The sequence below is a fragment of the Acinetobacter sp. D009 genome, from assembly GCF_038562025.1.
Taxonomy (GTDB): Bacteria; Pseudomonadota; Gammaproteobacteria; order Pseudomonadales; family Moraxellaceae; genus Acinetobacter; species Acinetobacter pittii.
Genome location: NZ_CP151886.1, coordinates 1705144 through 1720626, shown reverse-complemented (window position 1 = coordinate 1720626; position 15483 = coordinate 1705144). Strand labels below are relative to the sequence as shown.

14 protein-coding genes are annotated in these 15483 nt (G+C 38.8%); 4 read left to right on the top strand and 10 right to left on the bottom strand.

Translation table 11 applies throughout. The annotated features are described in order from the left end of the window. Positions 1-28: 28 nt before the first annotated feature. Entirely contained in the window at positions 29-436 is a 408-nt protein-coding gene (locus tag AAC388_RS08145; protein WP_005069036.1) for a nuclear transport factor 2 family protein, read from the bottom strand. Between the two features lie 69 nt (positions 437-505). Further along, positions 506-2530: an NADPH-dependent 2,4-dienoyl-CoA reductase gene (locus AAC388_RS08140; RefSeq protein WP_005073986.1), complete on the bottom strand. Its 2025-nt coding sequence runs from the start codon at positions 2528-2530 to the stop codon at positions 506-508. A gap of 135 nt (positions 2531-2665) precedes the next feature. Between AAC388_RS08140 and AAC388_RS08135 the strand changes: the two genes are divergently transcribed. Together AAC388_RS08135 and AAC388_RS08130 are read left to right on the top strand one after the other, a co-directional pair. Continuing rightward, positions 2666-3226: a PadR family transcriptional regulator gene (locus AAC388_RS08135; protein ID WP_005069032.1), complete on the top strand. Its 561-nt coding sequence runs from the start codon at positions 2666-2668 to the stop codon at positions 3224-3226. A gap of 2 nt (positions 3227-3228) precedes the next feature. Next, a complete protein-coding gene (locus tag AAC388_RS08130) occupies positions 3229-4146 on the top strand; it encodes an alpha/beta hydrolase (RefSeq protein WP_060466320.1) in 918 nt (305 codons plus the stop codon). 49 nt (positions 4147-4195) lie between these two features. Here AAC388_RS08130 and AAC388_RS08125 read toward each other — a convergent pair whose 3' ends face one another. From AAC388_RS08125 to argC, 6 genes are all read right to left on the bottom strand, one after another. Further along, positions 4196-5251, bottom strand: coding sequence for a 3-deoxy-7-phosphoheptulonate synthase (locus AAC388_RS08125; RefSeq protein WP_342371468.1), 1056 nt, complete (start codon positions 5249-5251; stop codon positions 4196-4198). Positions 5252-5676: 425 nt separating this feature from the next. Beyond that, positions 5677-6039, bottom strand: coding sequence for a YnfA family protein (locus AAC388_RS08120; RefSeq protein WP_060466318.1), 363 nt, complete (start codon positions 6037-6039; stop codon positions 5677-5679). Positions 6040-6042: 3 nt separating this feature from the next. Next, positions 6043-8319 carry an ATP-dependent Clp protease ATP-binding subunit ClpA gene (gene clpA / locus AAC388_RS08115; protein WP_017400370.1) on the bottom strand — a complete coding sequence of 759 codons (2277 nt, stop codon included), beginning with the start codon at positions 8317-8319 and terminating at the stop codon, positions 6043-6045. A 9-nt stretch (positions 8320-8328) separates the two neighbouring features. Next, positions 8329-8742 (bottom strand): ATP-dependent Clp protease adapter ClpS, encoded by a 414-nt coding sequence (gene clpS / locus AAC388_RS08110; RefSeq protein ID WP_002121129.1) that lies wholly within the window; start codon positions 8740-8742, stop codon positions 8329-8331. A gap of 9 nt (positions 8743-8751) precedes the next feature. Beyond that, complete coding sequence (locus AAC388_RS08105) at positions 8752-9510, bottom strand: DUF6776 family protein (protein ID WP_014206946.1); 759 nt, start codon at positions 9508-9510, stop codon at positions 8752-8754. 75 nt (positions 9511-9585) lie between these two features. Beyond that, complete coding sequence (gene argC, locus AAC388_RS08100; RefSeq protein WP_014206947.1) at positions 9586-10641, bottom strand: N-acetyl-gamma-glutamyl-phosphate reductase; 1056 nt, start codon at positions 10639-10641, stop codon at positions 9586-9588. Positions 10642-10825: 184 nt separating this feature from the next. On the opposite strand from argC, the gene AAC388_RS08095 reads away from it, so the two are divergent. Beyond that, positions 10826-12346: a hypothetical protein gene (locus tag AAC388_RS08095; RefSeq protein ID WP_342371467.1), complete on the top strand. Its 1521-nt coding sequence runs from the start codon at positions 10826-10828 to the stop codon at positions 12344-12346. On the opposite strand, the gene AAC388_RS08090 is transcribed toward AAC388_RS08095, so the two are convergent. After that, positions 12343-13023 (bottom strand): SprT family zinc-dependent metalloprotease, encoded by a 681-nt coding sequence (locus AAC388_RS08090; RefSeq protein WP_019767702.1) that lies wholly within the window; start codon positions 13021-13023, stop codon positions 12343-12345. The two genes, AAC388_RS08095 and AAC388_RS08090, sit on opposite strands and share 4 nt — an antisense overlap. Next, the gene (gene rpiA / locus AAC388_RS08085) at positions 13023-13694 is read right to left on the bottom strand and encodes a ribose-5-phosphate isomerase RpiA (RefSeq protein ID WP_002046900.1); all 672 of its coding nucleotides are present in this window, start codon (positions 13692-13694) and stop codon (positions 13023-13025) included. Before rpiA ends, AAC388_RS08090 begins: the two co-directional genes overlap by 1 nt. Before the next feature lie 101 nt (positions 13695-13795). On the opposite strand from rpiA, the gene ilvA reads away from it, so the two are divergent. Continuing rightward, the gene (gene ilvA, locus AAC388_RS08080; RefSeq protein ID WP_170814121.1) at positions 13796-15343 is read left to right on the top strand and encodes a threonine ammonia-lyase, biosynthetic; all 1548 of its coding nucleotides are present in this window, start codon (positions 13796-13798) and stop codon (positions 15341-15343) included. The last annotated feature ends 140 nt before the right edge of the window (positions 15344-15483 follow it).

Below are 15483 nucleotides of genomic sequence, written 5' to 3'. Positions count from 1 at the left end.
TCTATCTTACTTAGGCTATTTACTAAAATTATTGAGGTTGAAATTTAGCAATTCTTATACCCATTTGTTCAGCCAATGCTGCTAGACCACTCATTGGACGAATCATTACTTCAAAATCAATAATTTTGCCTTGTTCATTAAAACGAATCATATCAATACCTTTTAATGATTTACCACTGACATTGGCACTGAACTCAAGCACTACATTTTCACCGTCTTCTGTGTAGAACTCACGATGATAAGTAAAGTCTTCGAACACCTGAATCACATTGGTAAGAATGAAGAAAACGACCTGCTTTCCTTCATAAGGTTTGTAAGCAACTGGTGAGCGAAAAACCACTTCATCTGCCAACAAATCATTTAGATCGGATAAGTTACCAGCCTGAACCATTTCATGCCATTTTTCTAAAGACTGTTTTGTTGTTTCGAGTGTCATTGTTTTTATATCCTATAATTTAACCAAAAAAAGTAACGGGCATTTCTTAAAAGAAATACCCATAAAAATTTATAGTGTCGCTGCTAATTCAGCACCCTGGCGTATTGCACGTTTTGCATCTAGTTCTCCCGCCTCTTTAGCACCACCAATTAAATGAACATTTTTTCCATCTGTTTTTAATTGATCATACATTGCAGTAAATGACTCTTGGCCTGCGCAAATCACCACATGGTCAACCTCAAGTACACTTGGTTTCCCATCCACAGTAATATGTAAACCTTGATCGTCTACCTTGTCGTATTGCACACCTGCAAACATTTTGACCTGACGATTTTTTAGTCCTGTACGATGAATCCAGCCTGTTGTTTTCCCTAAACCAGCGCCTACAGCAGCAGTTTTACGTTGCAGTAAATAAATTTCTCGTTCAGATGCCTCAACTTTTGGTTGTTTTAAACCACCAACATGCTCATATTGAGTATCGATTCCCCATTCTTCATAGAACTTTTCTGGATTTAAACTGCCACTTTCACCTTCATGAGTAAGATATTCAGCTGTATCGAAACCAATACCACCTGCTCCAATAATGGCAACACGTTGTCCTACTGGTACACGCTCTTTAAGTACTTGTAAGTAGCTCAGCACTTTAGGATGATCAATTCCCTCAAACTGTAATTGACGAGGTGTTACACCTGTTGCAACCACAATTTCATCAAAATTTGCTTGGCTTAATTCTTCGTAAGTTGCTTGATGGTTTAACACAAGTTCAATGTTTGGTCGCAATTCAATTTGACGACTAAAGTAGCGTAAAGTTTCGTAGAACTCTTCTTTTCCAGGAACTGTTTTTGCAATATTAAACTGACCACCAATTTGATGACTTGCTTCAAAAATTTTAACTTGATGTCCGCGATCAGCTGCATATACTGCAAAACTCAAACCTGCCGGACCTGCGCCAATAACAGCGATACTCTTTTTCACCTGAGCTTCTTTAAAGATCAGTTCAGTTTCATAACATGCACGCGGGTTTACTAAACAAGTTGCAATTTTCATTGAGAAAATATGATCTAAACAAGCTTGGTTGCACCCAATACATGTATTAATTTCATCACTGCGGCCTTCACTTGCTTTCAAGACAAATTCAGCATCCGCTAACATTGGTCGTGCCATAGACACCATATCAGCATGACCAGATGCCAATACATGTTCAGCCATTTCAGGCGTATTGATTCGGTTAGAAGTAATTAAAGGGATAGAGACTTCACCTTTAAGTTTTTCAGTTACCCAAGTAAATGCAGCACGAGGAACTTTGGTTGCAATTGTAGGAATACGTGCCTCATGCCAGCCAATACCTGTATTGATAATTGTTGCGCCTGCTTTTTCAATTTCTTTTGCAAGCTGAATCACTTCATCAAAACTTGAACCGCCTTCAACTAAATCAAGCATAGATAAACGATAAATAATGATAAAATTTTCACCAACTAAAGCACGTGTGCGCTTTACAATTTCAATTGGAAAACGGATACGATTTTCGTAACTACCACCCCATTCATCATCACGATGATTCGTTCGAGCTGCAATAAATTCATTAATCAAATAACCTTCAGAGCCCATGATTTCTACGCCATCATAGCCCGCATACTGAGCAAGTTTGGCGCAGTTAGCAAAGTCATCAATGGTTTGTTGTACTTCGGCAGAGCTTAAAGCTTTAGGCTTAATCGGATTAATCGGTGCTTGAATTGCTGAAGGTGCAACATTATTTGCCTGATAAGAATAACGACCCGTATGTAAAATCTGCATAGCAATTTTACCCCCAGCTTCATGAACAGCTTGGGTAATCACTTTATGTTTTTCAGCTTCTTCAACTGTATCTAGTTTGGTCCCATGGCTAAATACAACACCATCATCATTTGGAGAAACACCGCCAGTTACAATTAAACCCACATCACCTTTTGCACGCTCAGCATAAAACGCAGCCATGCGCTCATATCCTTGCGGTGCTTCTTCTAATCCAATGTGCATCGACCCCATAAGCACACGATTTTTTAAAGTAGTAAAGCCTAAATCAAGTGGCTTTAATAAATGTGGATAAGCTGACATATTTTCTCCTATGGCTAGCAATAAGCTTGCTAATGCAACTTGTTGCATAAATTTATAATCAAATTTTGACTTTTATGCAACATGTTGCATAATCTCATGAGTCACACTTTACTTTTGCTTACAAACTGGATTGCCATGTCACTTCCTCATGTTTTATTGACCAGCTTGCTTGAACGTCCAAGTACAGGGTTTGAACTCGCCCGCCGCTTTGACCGCTCAATGGGCTTTTTCTGGAATGCCACTCACCAGCAAATTTATCGTGAACTCAATAACATGCTTAAAAAAGGCTGGGTTTCCACTTTAGAAAATGAAATGGATAATGGCCGAAAAAAAACCTATCAGGTCGAACAACTGGGTCGTATAGAACTGGCTTCATGGATGACGCAACAAAGTGAACCTGCGCAGCTTCGTGATGATTTAATGGTTAGATTGCGTGCAGAAGCACAATTGAGCAATAATCAGATATTACCTGAACTGTTAAGGCATCTTGGTTTACATCAAGAGAAGCTCAAACTTTATCAAAGTATTTATGATAAAGATTTTAAAGACAGTGATGATCTAAATGACCGTGTGTTATACATCCACAAAATGATCTTAGAACTTGGAATTACGATGGAAAGTGAATGGATCAAATGGTTGGAACAAGTCATCCCTCAATTAAAACGCTTTGCCCAAGATAACCCATCTGGAGAATAGCCATGCCGTATTACACCATGCCCGATCAGGAAAATTTATTTGTACGCCGTGTTGGTCGTGGTGAGCCTGTTTTGGTTTTATCTGGCCTTGGCATGCAAAGTTGGCAGTGGCTACCGTTTATTTATGCAAACCGCAAAGAATATGAGTTTATTATTCCAGACTGGCGTGGTTTCGGTGGGTCAAAGAATTGTGCAATTCCCGAGCAAGATGCCATTTCTAGTCATTGGCAAGATGTTGCTCATTTAATAGATCAATTAAAACTTGATAACTTTATCTTGATGGGTTATTCAATGGGCGCAACAACTGCCATGCATGGCATGAAACATGCGCAACTGGCACAGCAGTTAAAAGCCTATTTACATATTGATCAGACACCAAAAATATCAGTAGATTCGACTTGGGAATATGGTTTATTCGGCCCTCTTCACACCCAGTTCAAACAATTATTAAATGATATTTATCAATTATTGCTAAAGCATAAAAACGCCAAATATCTTTATGAGCTATCACTTCCAGATCGACAAGAACTAGTCCGTCTATGGGTAGATTTTATTGAGTTACAAAGTAGCAATCCATTTAGTCCACTAGTTTTTAAAACAGCTTTAAAACAGCCTTTTCTACAAAAATATTTATTACCTATTCAACGTTTAGATTACTTGTTTTGGTATGTTGAAAACTATCTTTATCATAATGAAGATTATCGAGAAGCAATTCAGCAGTTAGCATGTCCTACCACTTTCTTTATTGGTCGTAATTCGACACTTTATCCAGAAACTGGTCAGACACTAATTGCACATAGCGTTGAGCATGCAAAAGCAATATATTTTGAACGTTCAGGCCATACACCTTTATTAACCGAGCCTAAAAAGTTTGGGCATGAAATCACTACATTCTTATCCGAACTCAAGCATGCTTCTTAAAAAAACAAAGGGATCTATTTACAGATCCCTTTTTAAAGCCCATAAATAATTAAGCGGAATGAGCTAATTCTTTTGTCTTTAATTGCTTCGAGACATTTAATAAAAGCTGCTCTGTTTTTTCCCACCCTAAACAACCATCAGTTACTGACTGGCCATAAGTCATATCACAAGAAATCTTTTGGTTACCATCAACCAAATGACTTTCAATCATGACACCTCGAACTTGTGTTTTTAAACGTTCAGCAACGATTTGCTGTAAAACTTCTGGCTGACGCAACGGATCTTTCCCACTATTACCATGACTACAATCAATCACCAGTGCAGGTAAATTCTGTTTGTACTTTTCGCGTATAGCCTGAATTGAAGCCAAATCGTAATTTGGCCCATGATTCGCACCACGCAAGATCAAGTGAGGTAATGGATTTCCAGCACTCTGAATCACTGAAGGCAAGCCTTGTTGATTCATTCCTAAAAATTGATGTTCATTTTGCGCGGATTGAATCGCATCTAGTGCAATCTGAATAGAACCATCAGTACCATTCTTGAAACCAATACTGTATGGCATATGACTTGAGATTTCACGGTGAATCTGAGATTCGCTTGTGCGAGCTCCAATTGCACCCCAAGCCAATAAATCATCAAAATAGCCAGTTGCCATTGGGCTTAAAATTTCACTCGCAATTGGCAAGCCCTTTTCAATAATTTGTAGGTACAGTTCACGAGATTTTTCTAAACCAAGTTGTAAATTTGATGAGCCATCTAAATTCGGATCATACATGAACCCCTTCCAACCAACTGTGGTACGTGGTTTTTCAATGTATGTACGCATCACGATAAAAATCTGATCTTTAACTTTTTCTTGTAATTTTTGCAGTTTTTCAGCGTATTCAAGTACTGAAACTGGATCATGAATTGAACAAGGCCCTGTAATTACCATTAGACGATGATCTTTGCCGTTAAGAATATTTTGAATAATTTGGCGGTGTTCGGCAATTTGACGTGCGAAAGAGTGTGCAAGCGGGTATTTCGCTTTTAACTGGATAGGTAAACTAACTGGTGTTTCTTTTGTATTGGTTTGAGTCAGTAAAGTATTTAGGGCATTCATTGGTTTTTTCCTTGGGACTGCAATCTACTCAGTCCGATCATTTATTTGAGCGTTTTGGATCTATTCGTTGGTAAAGGTAAGCAAAAGTAAAACCAATAAAAGTTGCTAAAGTACGAATAAGTCATGTTGTTCATTTTAAGTTCCTCGATTCTAAAAAGATAAAGCATAAAAAAACCTGATCGGGGTTGCCGATCAGGTATTAACTGTGATGGGCAACTTTCTCATGCCCGAATACGCTCAGGCAACTATCTAAATTGCCAAAAGTAATAATAAGCGTTAGTGTTCACAGATTGATTTAACATCTTTATCTCAAATATTAAAAAATGTTCCTTAAATCTAAAATACGCATTGTTGATGAGTTTGACAAGTCTTTTTTTTGAAAAAAACTTCTTATTTTCTCGCTTAAGATTTGATTCAATGATGCATTAACGAATCAACCCTTGAGGTTGCAAAATAATTAAACTAGCTCCACAAAGCACAATTAGACCACCTAATATATCCCATCTTGTTAATCCCACCTGATCAACAAAGCGTAGCCACATAAGCGCAGTAAAAATATAGATACCGCCATAGGCCGCATAAATGCGCCCAGAAGCTGCCGGATGTAAAGTCAACAACCATACAAAGATAGCCAGACTTAAGACCGTAGGTAGCCACAGCCAAGCCGACTTACCCTCTTTTAAAATCAGATAAGGAAAATAACAACCAAGAATTTCAGCAATTGCCGTGATAATAAATAACCCGAATACACTGAGTATTCGGGTTATAGCAAGACTATCAATTAACATAAGTTATGCTGGTTCTGCCGTATGATGATCCTCAAACACTTCAAGTTTTAAGCCGACAGCTTTGCCATCTTCTTTTTTCACCGATACAGCCACGTTACCACCATGATCTGCCAGTTCACCAAACAGAATCATTTCGGCGAGTGGTTTCTTCAAGTGTTCTTGAATGAGACGTTGCATTGGACGAGCACCCATCAAACGATCATAACCATTTGTAGCTAACCAATCTCGTGCACTTTGATCAACATCAAGAACAACTTGTTTTTCATCCAATTGCGCTTGTAATTCTGTCAAGAATTTGTCGACTACAGACTCAATCACTGTTGTTGGCAATGCTTTGAATTGAATAACGCCATCTAAACGGTTACGGAACTCTGGAGAGAAAGCACGTTTCATCGCTTCTTGGTTGTCAGAACTATGATCTTGTTCCGTGAAACCAATGCTCGCGCGAGAAATACTTTCCGCGCCAATATTCGTAGTCAAAACAATAATCACATTTCTAAAGTCTGACTTACGTCCATTGTTATCCGTTAAAGCGCCATGGTCCATGATTTGTAGCAATAGATTAAACACATCTGGATGTGCTTTCTCAATTTCATCAAGCAACAAGACACAATGCGGATTTTTATGAATCGCATCAGTGAGCAAACCACCTTGGTCATAACCCACATACCCTGGAGGTGCACCAATTAAGCGTGAAACTGCATGACGTTCCATATATTCAGACATATCGAAACGTACAAGCTCTACACCCAATAATTTAGCGAGTTGCTTAGTAACCTCAGTTTTACCTACACCTGTTGGACCAGCAAAAACAAAACTACCCACTGGTTTATCTGGTGACTTCAATCCAGCACGAGATAACTTGATCGCTGAGCCTAATGCAGTAATTGCTTCGTCTTGACCAAACACCACACGTTTCAAATCACGCTCAAGATTTTCAAGCACTGACTTATCATCTTTAGACACAGTTTTTGGAGGAATACGAGCAATCTTAGAAACGATATCTTCGATATTCTCAACGGTAATCAAGCTATCATCACTTTCAGCTTTCAAACGGCGTTGAGCACCTGCTTCATCGATGACATCAATTGCCTTATCTGGCAAGAAACGATCATTAATAAATTTAGCAGAAAGCTCTACAGCTGATACCAAAGCCTTATCGTCATATTGTACGTGGTGGAAATCTTCAAACTTAGTTTTCAATCCACGTAAAATATCAATCGTTTCAGCAATACTTGGCTCATTGACATCAATTTTTTGGAAACGACGAGATAACGCATGGTCTTTTTCAAAAACCTGACGATATTCTTGGAAAGTCGTTGAACCAATACAACGTAAAGTACCATTAGCTAAAGCTGGCTTAATAAGATTTGACGCATCCATTGTGCTGCCCATACTTGAGCCTGCACCAATGATCATATGAATCTCATCAATGAATAAAATCGCATTTGGATTTTTCTTCAATGCATTAAGCAGTTGTTTTAAACGTTTTTCAAAGTCACCACGATATTTCGTTCCAGCAACTAATGCGCCAATGTCCAGACTATAGATTTCGGCCTGACTTAAAGGTTTAGGTGCTTTACCATTCACAATTAACCATGCCAAACCCTCGGCAATCGAGGTTTTACCTACACCTGGATCACCTACAAGCAATGGATTGTTTTTGCGACGGCGGCACAGAATTTGTGCTGTACGCTCAATTTCTTTTTCACGACCAATCAGTGGGTCCGTTTTGCCTTTTTGCGCTTCAACATTTAGATTCAGTGTATAAAGCTCTAATGGCCCTGCATTGCTTGCGCTAGTTTCACCTTCAATATCTTCAACTTCTTCTTCAACTTGTACTTCGTCTTTACGTGTCCCATGAGACAAGTATTGAGTCAATGTCAAACGATTGATTTGATGACGTTTAAGTAAATACACAGCAAAAGAATCACGCTCTGAATACATTGCGACCAAAACATCTGCACCTTCAACAGTACGATCGCCGCCACTTGATTGCACGTGGAAAATAGCACGTTGCAAAATGCGGTCAAAACTTTCTGTTGGATGAGGAGCTTGCTCGCTATTTTCGCCAAGCTTAGGAGTATGTTGTTCTACATATTCTTCTAATTCTTTACGCAAAGAAACTATATCAGCCCCGCATGCTTTTAATGCATTTACGGCTGAATCGTTGTCGAGTAGTGCTAATAATAAATGTTCAACTGTAAGAAACTCATGTCTCTTTTGACGAGCCATGCTAACAGCCAAACGTAATGATACTTCTAATTGACGACTGAGCATGTAACCCCCTTATGCTTTAGGCTCAATCTGGCAAAGTAATGGATGACCTTGCGATCGAGCGTAATTATTAACAAGGTTTGCCTTAGTTTCCGCGATGTCTCTTGGATAGACTCCGGCAATACCTTTACCTTCATAGTGTACTGTTAGCATTACTTGAGTTGCTTGGTCAAGATTCATTGCAAAGTATTGTTGTAAAATTTCAATTACAAAGTCCATTGGAGTGTAATCGTCATTCATTAATACGACTGCATATAATGGGGGACGCTTGAGTTCAGGAGGGGCTGTTTGTACAACAACCTCTCCATCATGATCTTCGTTTTGCGAATCACTTAAGCGTGGGTGGAAGTGCCAATCGACATAGCCAGACTGCTGAAAAGAAGCCTTGATATCTTTTAAGTTTGTTTGACGCTTATTTGTTCGCATAGGATGTTACTATTGTGAATTTGCTTCAGCTTGAGGAATTTCTGCCACGAAAGCAGAAGATGTTTCGACAGGTTTACCACGCTGCCAACTAAAACGTTTAATAATCGGTGTATCAGAGCCACCAGTTAAACGCACTTCAATAAATTGAGGCGTGAAACCTTTAGGCATTGTCCAACGACCTGTTAAGCGCTCAAAGTCAGTAAAGTTAAAGTTCTTCGCTTCAAGTGGTACGACTAAAACTTCAGTATCTTTGATCAATCTGATTTCAACCGATCCTAAAGCACGACGCTTACTTGGACTTACTTGAACTAAATCTAGTTGATATTCATAAGCATTTTCAGGCAAAGGCTTAATTGCCAGATTTTGGATTGTTAAGCTCAAACCACCACGCTGTCTCAAAATCTCACGATAGATATTACTCATACCTTCTTGCTGAGTCTTATCGGCATTCGCTTGATTAAGCGCTTCAAACAAATCATTTGCATTCGTCACAGCCACATCACGCTCTTGCACCGCTGCATTAAGGCTTTTGTTAACTGCATCTAAGGCTGTTTTTTGCTTTTGCACCACCTCAACCAATTGCTCCGCATCTGCATCGTAACCAACAACAGTTAAACCTTGACGGTGCCCAATTGTATAGCCGAGCGCAAAACAACCACTCATTAAAATAGCAGCACCAATAAACAAAGGCTTATTGGTGTTTAAAAATTTTTTCTTTTGCAACGAACTTTCTGCTGAAGTCGTCTGTCCAGAGTTTTGCATCGTCATCTCAGTGTTCAAGATCAGAGTCAAGACACACATTTAAATCGAAATTTAAATGTGTGTGAAGCAAAAAAGAGTTTTTTATGGTAATAAACCAATCCCTTGTAAGCCTTCGTCTTCATTAAAGCCAAACATCAGGTTCATATTTTGTACAGCCTGACCAGATGCACCTTTTACAAGGTTATCTTGAGCCGCCAAAATAATCAGTTTATTTGGTTGTGGTTTATATAATGCAATACGAAGTTCATTCGCACCGCGTACACTACGTGTTTCAGGTGAACTATTTGCAGGCATAACATCTACGAATTTTTCATTAGCATAGAAGTTTTCATACAAAGCTTGTAAGTCTGTCTGCTTACCAGCTTCTGTCAAATCTACATAAATTGTACTCAGCATACCGCGAATCATAGGTACTAGATGCGGAACAAATAAGAGTCCATCAAACCCGCCCTTTTGTCCTGCAATATTTTCTAAGGCTTCTACAATTTCTGGATGGTGACGATGACCTGCAACACCATATGCTTTAAAGTTATCAGCGTTTTCACTATAAATCATGCCCAAGCTTGCTTTACGGCCAGCACCCGAAACACCAGACTTCGCATCAATAATAATATTTTTGGTTTCAATGAGTGCTTGTGCTGATTTTAATAGTGGCGCTAAACCTAATTGAACAGTCGTCGGATAGCAACCAGGGTTACCAATAACTTGAGCTTGTTTAATTTTTTCACGGTTTAACTCAGTTAGACCATATACAGAATCTTTTAGTACATCTGGGCAAGCATGCTCCATACCATACCATTTTTCAAATTGTTCAAGATCTTGTAAGCGAAAGTCTGCTGCTAAATCAATAACTTTAGTTCCAGCTGCAATTAAATCTTTGGCATGTTGCATGGCAACACCATGTGGTGTTGCAAAAAATACAACATCACACTCTTTTAATACATCAATGTTTAAATCTGAAAATTGAAGATCTGTATGTCCACGTAAATTAGGGAACATATCTGCAACTGGTTTGCCCGCTTCTGTACGTGAAGTAAGAACTCGAACCTGCGCTTTAGGATGTCGTAATAAAATACGTAATAGTTCAACGCCTGTATAACCCGTTCCACCAACAATTCCGACAGAAATCACGTGCATTACCTCAATTTTTGAATCTATACTTGGGCAGTAGTATGACAGGATGTCCAAGCTTACAAAACCATTTCATGCTTGGTAATTTTAATTTTTTTAATTTTAGCGACAATCAGATAGCACTTATTGGACTGTCATAACCACATAAATATCAGCAAATAAATACCAGATTAATTTTTGGAGAGCTAGGATGCTTCAACAATCAAAAGAAACAAAATTACGCACATACCTTGGCTTGAGCACATTCATTTTAAGTGTAGCCCTTATTGGTTGCGGAGGTGGAGGTAGTAGTGGAGGCAGTTCACCTACCACACCAACGCCCGTTGACCCTACACCTGAAGCAACAACTGAGGTCACTTTAAAAACCCCTGTAGAAATGCGTAATATCCAGCTTAAAGTATATGACAACACCAACAACGCTGTTCTAGTGGATACTCCAATTGCGAGTTTAAACAGCTTTAATGTCAAAATTCCTACTGCAAAATTGAATCGTTTATATCGCGTAGAAATTACAACTCAAAATTCATCGCTGGCATTTAATCCAATTACTTCAAAATATCAAGATTTATCTGGTACTTACCATACATTCATTACACCCAATACGGTAAGTAGTAGAACCCAATTCATTAGCCCAAGCAGTGAAGCAGTTTATCAACGAGCTGTCATACGTTCAGGACAACTCCCTCAAGAAACGGTTGACCCAACCCGTATTGAGCAATTACATGTGGATTTAGCTTCTCAAGATGTCTACAAATCGTTAATGAATGCGTTTAAAGATGGCGACATTCCAAGTTTAAGTCCAGCTAATTCCCTTCTGAATTTAACTTTGTTGCGATACTCAACTACTAAACCTAGTACATATGTAGATAGTTATCTTAGCTTTGGTTACTTACAATATTGGTCAACGATTCATGGCGGAGCAAACACCTACCAAGAACTTGTTAAAAGTTTAGCAACTGATTTAAAAGATGGCTTTTTGGATGGGAAAAAACTTCATGGGGATCAAACATCCTTCACTCCTATTTTCACACCTGCTCCAGATAATATTGATCCACTAAAAAATACGCTGTTAGATATTGCAGCTAATCAAAAAGTAACGCGCGATTACTTTGGAACCAACCTAAAAGCATCTACTTTGCAATTGGCTCAGGCTAATTCACAACAGTCTTTAGATCAGACGGGTTATGAACTTCTACAAAAAAAACAATATACAGGAATTGTTCCTACTGTAAATTCAACAACATTCATTCGTATTGACGGCGCTGGAGATTATCGTAGAGCTGTTGGATTTACTACCACAGCGACTTGTAATGGATCAACCTATCCATGCAAACAAGGCTTAACTAGCATCAACCTATCAGATCCAAACCTACCAGCTACAGACTATTTAGTGGGCCACTATGAAGACACCTCAACTGGATGTCAGCTTAATTTTCGCGCGAACGGTCAAATCGACTTAAGTAAAGGTTCACAAATTTATCGTGCTGCTTTAAGTGCTGATAGTACCGATAATTTATTGCAAACAGATGCTGCTAGTTCAAGTTATTTACTCAATTCAAGTTCAGCCGAACCAAATAACACGACGCAACAATACAACTTTATCCAATTATCTATTAAAGCAAATAAGATTATTAGTGCTAAAGCAGGTTTAGATAGCCGGAAAGCACCCGATAGCTTACAAACACCGCAACTAGAATGTGCCTTTAGTTAAGCTGAAACATACCACCATGCAGGCAATGGATTTGATTTAAGTTGTCTGCGGTGGTTTTGGAAATATGGATCATATTTTTCAACTTCTGCCCAAAATGCAGGACTATGGTCAAAATGTTTAGTATGCGCCAACTCATGAATAGCAACATAGCGAGCAATTTCGTGTGACATAAGTACCAGTCCTGCATGTAGCATAATATTATGCTGACTACTACAACTTCCCCACCGAGTTTTCGGGCGGCGAATTGTGCATTCCCTATAAGCCAAATGAGTGTGCTCACTTAATTCTTTCAAAAGCTCTGGTAATTCTTGTTTCGCATAAGCAATAACTGCGTTTTGCAATGCCAAATATGGCTGTGTGTCTTTAATAAATAAGGAATTGTTTTCCAAGTCGAATTGAAAAACACGATGCTGCTTTTGAACAACGACTTGAAATGGCTGTTCTTTATTAAAGAAATAAATTTCTGAAGGAATATCAATAGATGCCGATTGGACGTTTTGTTGCTTATTCCATGTCTCGGTTAACCATTGTTCAGATTGTGCTAAAAAATGCTGAATTTGTTTTTTACTACAAAATAAAGGAACCGTAAGACGGATTGAAGCAGGCTCAACACGTAAGCGCAATTTTCGTGCTCTTACGTGTCGAACGATTTTAATCTCTGGCATTTTTGCAGACATTACTGTGCTGTACGCTCTTCAATACCATTATTCGTTGCAACAATTGCAATCGTTGCAGGATTTAAGGCGAAGATACCGTTAGTTACCACACCAGGAATATTGTTAATTGTTTTTTCCAGTTCAATAGCATTTAAAATATTAAGATTGAAAACATCCAAAATAACATTACCGTTATCTGTAACTACACCCTCACGATAAACTGGGTCACCACCTAAACTTACCAATTTACGAGCTACAGCCGAACGCGCCATTGGAATAACTTCTACTGGAAGTGGAAAATCACGTCCAAGTTGATCAACCCATTTTGAATCATCAACAATACACACAAACTTCTTAGCGATTGATGCAACGATTTTCTCACGTGTTAATGCAGCACCACCACCTTTAATCATATGCATATGACGGTCGATCTCATCTGCACCATCAACATAGGCATCTAGGCTACCTACATGGTTCATATCAACCACTTCAATACCAAGCTTTTTAAGACGATCAGCAGTTGCTTGAGAACTTGCCACAGCTGCTTCTAATTGTAATTCTGGGAGTAAATCAATTAGAAAATTTACGGTACTTCCAGTCCCAACACCCAAAATGCCACCTTTGGGTAAGTGTTTTAAAGCAGCTTTCGCAGCAGCTTGTTTCTTTTCATCTTGGGTTGCATATAGGCTCATTACATCACTCAACTATTTTTTGACATTTATGCGCCAATAAACGGCGCAAATGCACAAGGGTTTGCTACAATAATTTCCTATTTTAAACTGTTATAGGGAAGATGAACATGCTGTCTCGTGTGGTACGACAAATTTTACAAGCAACGGTTTATGATGTTGCAATTGAAACACCTCTCGAAGCAGCTCCACGAATTAGTCAAAAATTAAACAATACAATTCGTTTTAAGCGTGAAGATTTACAACCCGTTTTTTCTTTTAAATTACGCGGCGCCTATAACCGTATTAGTCAATTACCAAAAGAACAACTTGAACGCGGAGTAATTTGCGCCTCTGCTGGTAACCATGCTCAAGGCGTAGCTTTGTCAGGACAAAGATTAGGAATTCCCGCTATTATTGTTATGCCAAGCACAACACCTGACATTAAAGTTCAGGCTGTTAAACGCTTAGGTGGTCAAGTCGTATTACATGGCGATAGCTTCGATATCGCAAATAAATATGCTCAACAACGTGCTGAAGTTGAAGGTCTTGTATTTATTCCACCTTATGACGACGAACTTGTCATTGCAGGTCAAGGCACAATTGCCAATGAAATATTACGTCAATGGCGTGATGTAGAATACGTGTTTGTTGCCGTAGGTGGCGGTGGTCTTATTTCAGGCGTAGCAGCTTACCTTGGAGAAGTTGCACCGCATGTAAAAGTTATTGGCGTTGAATATGAAGAGTCTGCTTGCTTAAAGGCAGCTTTAGAAGCAAATGAACGTGTAATTTTGCCACACGTGGGCTTATTTGCAGATGGTACAGCTGTTGCCCAAATTGGTGCTCTACCATTTGATATTATTCGTTTGCGCAAATCTGATAACTCAGGACCAATTGTTGATCCTGATATTGTCACTGTGAATACAGATGAAATCTGTGCAGCAATTAAAGACACATTTGATGAAAACCGCAGCATTGTTGAACCTTCTGGAGCAATGGCATTAGCGGGTATCAAAAAATATATTCACGAGCATAAAATCAGTAATAAAAATATGGTGTCGATTGTTTGCGGCGCCAATATGAATTTTGACCGCCTACGCTATATTGCCGAACGCACCGAGTTAGGTGAGCAACGCGAAGCGATTTATGCAGTTACCTTATCTGAAGAAAAAGGCGCATTCTTAGGCTTCTGTCGTGCTTTACAAGGTCGCAATATCACTGAGTTTAACTATCGCGCAAACAATACAGACGAAGCGCAAGTATTCGTCGGTATTAGTTTAAAAGGTGGAGATGCAGAGCGTCATGAAATTTTAGAGCAACTTAAACAGCAAAACTATGTAGTTGATGACCTTTCTGACGATGAAGTTGCAAAATTACATATTCGTTATTTAATTGGCGGTCACGCAAATCTAGATGATGAAAGATTGTTCCGTGTTGAATTCCCTGAACGTCCGGGTGCGCTCTTAACCTTCTTAACTCGTTTAGGTCCAACCCACAACATTACCCTCTTCCATTACCGTAACCATGGTGCGGCAGAAGGACGTGTGTTAGTGGGCTTACAAGCAACTGATGCAAAACAAAACCCTGATGGATTGATTGAAACACTCGAGCAGATTAATTATCCGTATGCAGAAATTACTGATAACGTCGGCTATAAACGCTTCTTAAAATAATCTTTAATTTTGATGAAGAAGCCGACAAAGTTGTCGGCTTTTTTATACAATCTTTTTATATTTCTACCATCTTTACATTGCATCTCTTTATCTTAAAGAAAATATCCTTAAAAATAATGATCTAACTCGGAAAAAAGGAC

Coding starts and splice junctions, on each gene's coding strand:
- AAC388_RS08130 (WP_060466320.1), top strand. CDS start 3,229: ATGCCGTATTACACCATGCCCGATCAGGAAAATTTATTTGTACGCCGT.
- AAC388_RS08135 (WP_005069032.1), top strand. CDS start 2,666: ATGTCACTTCCTCATGTTTTATTGACCAGCTTGCTTGAACGTCCAAGT.
- AAC388_RS08145 (WP_005069036.1), bottom strand. CDS start 436: ATGACACTCGAAACAACAAAACAGTCTTTAGAAAAATGGCATGAAATG.
- AAC388_RS08090 (WP_019767702.1), bottom strand. CDS start 13,023: ATGTCTGCAAAAATGCCAGAGATTAAAATCGTTCGACACGTAAGAGCA.
- ilvA (WP_170814121.1), top strand. CDS start 13,796: ATGAACATGCTGTCTCGTGTGGTACGACAAATTTTACAAGCAACGGTT.
- clpS (WP_002121129.1), bottom strand. CDS start 8,742: ATGCGAACAAATAAGCGTCAAACAAACTTAAAAGATATCAAGGCTTCT.
- AAC388_RS08105 (WP_014206946.1), bottom strand. CDS start 9,510: ATGACGATGCAAAACTCTGGACAGACGACTTCAGCAGAAAGTTCGTTG.
- argC (WP_014206947.1), bottom strand. CDS start 10,641: ATGCACGTGATTTCTGTCGGAATTGTTGGTGGAACGGGTTATACAGGC.
- AAC388_RS08095 (WP_342371467.1), top strand. CDS start 10,826: ATGCTTCAACAATCAAAAGAAACAAAATTACGCACATACCTTGGCTTG.
- AAC388_RS08140 (WP_005073986.1), bottom strand. CDS start 2,530: ATGTCAGCTTATCCACATTTATTAAAGCCACTTGATTTAGGCTTTACT.
- AAC388_RS08120 (WP_060466318.1), bottom strand. CDS start 6,039: ATGTTAATTGATAGTCTTGCTATAACCCGAATACTCAGTGTATTCGGG.
- AAC388_RS08125 (WP_342371468.1), bottom strand. CDS start 5,251: ATGAATGCCCTAAATACTTTACTGACTCAAACCAATACAAAAGAAACA.
- clpA (WP_017400370.1), bottom strand. CDS start 8,319: ATGCTCAGTCGTCAATTAGAAGTATCATTACGTTTGGCTGTTAGCATG.
- rpiA (WP_002046900.1), bottom strand. CDS start 13,694: ATGAGCCTATATGCAACCCAAGATGAAAAGAAACAAGCTGCTGCGAAA.